Source organism: Kosmotoga sp. (genome assembly GCF_982836095.1).
In genome coordinates this window covers 1-2,200 of the sequence record NZ_CEYIHJ010000232.1, presented here as the reverse complement: position 1 = coordinate 2,200, position 2,200 = coordinate 1, and the positions used below count along the sequence as shown (strand labels likewise).

General features: G+C 40.9%; 3 protein-coding genes. 1 reads left to right on the top strand and 2 read right to left on the bottom strand.

Annotated elements, in window-relative coordinates; genetic code table 11:
• The first annotated feature begins 62 nt into the window (after positions 1-62).
• Positions 63-422 (top strand): ATP-binding cassette domain-containing protein, encoded by a 360-nt coding sequence (locus tag AC3LHT_RS10545; RefSeq protein WP_488662864.1) that lies wholly within the window; start codon positions 63-65, stop codon positions 420-422.
• Between the two features lie 174 nt (positions 423-596).
• Here AC3LHT_RS10545 and AC3LHT_RS10540 read toward each other — a convergent pair whose 3' ends face one another.
• Together AC3LHT_RS10540 and AC3LHT_RS10535 are read right to left on the bottom strand one after the other, a co-directional pair.
• Positions 597-1,832 carry a metallopeptidase TldD-related protein gene (locus tag AC3LHT_RS10540; RefSeq protein ID WP_488662863.1) on the bottom strand — a complete coding sequence of 412 codons (1,236 nt, stop codon included), beginning with the start codon at positions 1,830-1,832 and terminating at the stop codon, positions 597-599.
• A gap of 11 nt (positions 1,833-1,843) precedes the next feature.
• On the bottom strand, positions 1,844-2,200 hold a 357-nt coding region (locus AC3LHT_RS10535; protein ID WP_488662862.1), incomplete at its 5' end, for a metallopeptidase TldD-related protein.

The window sequence follows — 2,200 nt, the reverse complement described above, 5'->3', positions numbered from 1 at the left end:
AGTAGATGGTCTGTGGAAAATACAAAAGATGAACGTCTATAACGAAGAGAGAATAAAATAGTATGGTGAACATCAAAGAGCTGGTCTTTAGCTATCCTAAAAGCGATTTTGAGATAAGTATTCCCTTTTTAACTGTCAAAGAGGGTGAAAGCCTTGCCATAACCGGACCAAGCGGTTCAGGAAAGACGACTCTTTTAAATCTGATCTCAGGTATCCTTCAGAGCCAAAGTGGTGAGATACACATAGACAAGAACAGCATATCGAAGATGAAAGAAGATGAATGCAGAGCATATCGAATTTCGCAGATCGGCATGCTTTTTCAAGGCTTTGAGCTGCAAATGGCGTATAGAAATCCTCAGAACAATAGCTTCGGAGAAGGCAAATTGCCTTTGCCATCTGGAACCACTTTTTCCACTCGATAAAACAACTCTCTCGAGACACATAAAAGCGCTGGTTCGTGCTGGATTACTGCTTCAAAACAAAAAAGGCGTAATCGTTGAATTGAAAATAAGTAGCCCTGATGTGCTTAAAATAATCTCATTAGCAACGAAGATAGCCAAAAAGGGATAAAACAAAAGGGCTTTGCAGCCCTTTTGCTATATCTTTGAAACCTCCATTTCCATTATAACCGCCCTTGATGGTCCCAAACTTGTCAAGTTATCCTTGCCAACACCTATGAAGTCTTTCCCAAACATATCGAAGAGGTTTGAAGATATGTTCAGCTCGGGTAATCTACCAATAAACTTTTTGCCATCAAAAAGAAATGGCAGCTGTACAGGGGTGGCAAAATTTCCATCCGGTGTGAAATCACCACCGCTTGCAACAAGGACGAAAATTCCTTTCCGGCCTTCAAGAAGCTCTTCAAGAGTTTTATCAGATTCCTTCAAGCTGAATGGATATGCCGCTACATCAGGAACTGAATCATATTCGCCCCCCGCAGCGCCTGTATGCGGAAGATTGAACAGCTTTGCCGTTTTCTTGTTTGTGTAAGGTGAGCGCAGGATACCATTTTCTATTAGTGGATAGCGAAATTCTGGAGTCACAGTTCCTTCAAGATCAAAGAAAGAACCATAAAAACCGTCTGCATGATTGCGGGTTTGGTATAACGTGAAGCTTTCGTCAAAAAGCTTTTGCCCGATTTTCCCGGAAAGCAAAGAACCACCGGTAGCAAAAATCAAGCCGTGTAAATCTCTGTACAGCTTCATCAAATATATAGAATCTGACTGTAGAAAAACCACAGGATATCTTCCCGGGTTAAATTCTTCTATGCTATTCTTAAAGGCTTCGCAGATTTCATTGGTCAGCTTCAGGAATTCCTTCCTGTCATATTTTAAACCACTATAGCCAACCATGCCGTCGAAAATATTACCTGAACCCTTCCGCTTAAAAATAAGACCAATGTTCAAAGAAGTTCCACTGTGAAAGAGATTTAACCCCAGATTGTTCTTAATAGAATTCTCTGTAGTTGTTAGAGTAGCCTTGTTGCTAAAAATGAAATCAGGCTGTTCCTTCGATATTTCCACAAGCAGTTCTTCAATTTCGTTGACAAATTCGTTTTCATCGTTAAAATCAGCATGATATACGATGTTCATTTCCAGATCAGAAGTGGGCTCAACTGGATATTGAATATTAAAATCAAGTGCCTTAACGGCCCTTTCGGTAAGCTCTTCCTCGTCAATTTTGCCAAGACCACCTGCAACACCCAGTTTATTTTCCGAATAGACTCTTATCGCAGTTTTTGTAATATCCTTTCTTCTCACAGACTCTACCCGGTTGTTCTCGATATTTACCGCGAGTTGAGAGGTTTTTTCAACATACTTCTCTTTTATCATCAATCTCCCCCCTATCTTACGTTTAAGCTCTTGACGCGGACGTATGGACCACCAAACCCTACGGGAAGTGGAAATTGTTCGAATTTTCCACAGCCTCCCAACGCAAATTCCAGAATCTTCACGTCCTTTGTCAATCCATCGATTTCGTTAAGTGTCTCGAAGACATTTCCCGAGACCACGGAGATTTTTACAGGCTCTGCAACTTTTCCATTTCTTATCATATACGCCATTGATGGGGCAAGTGTGAAAGTCGACATTCCCGACCCATGTTTCAGGGTTTCGATTAGAACTCCTTCATCTATTTCCGAAATTAGCTCTTCAAAACTTTTATCTCCACCCTTTATGTATGTCGTTGTCATCCGTACAAT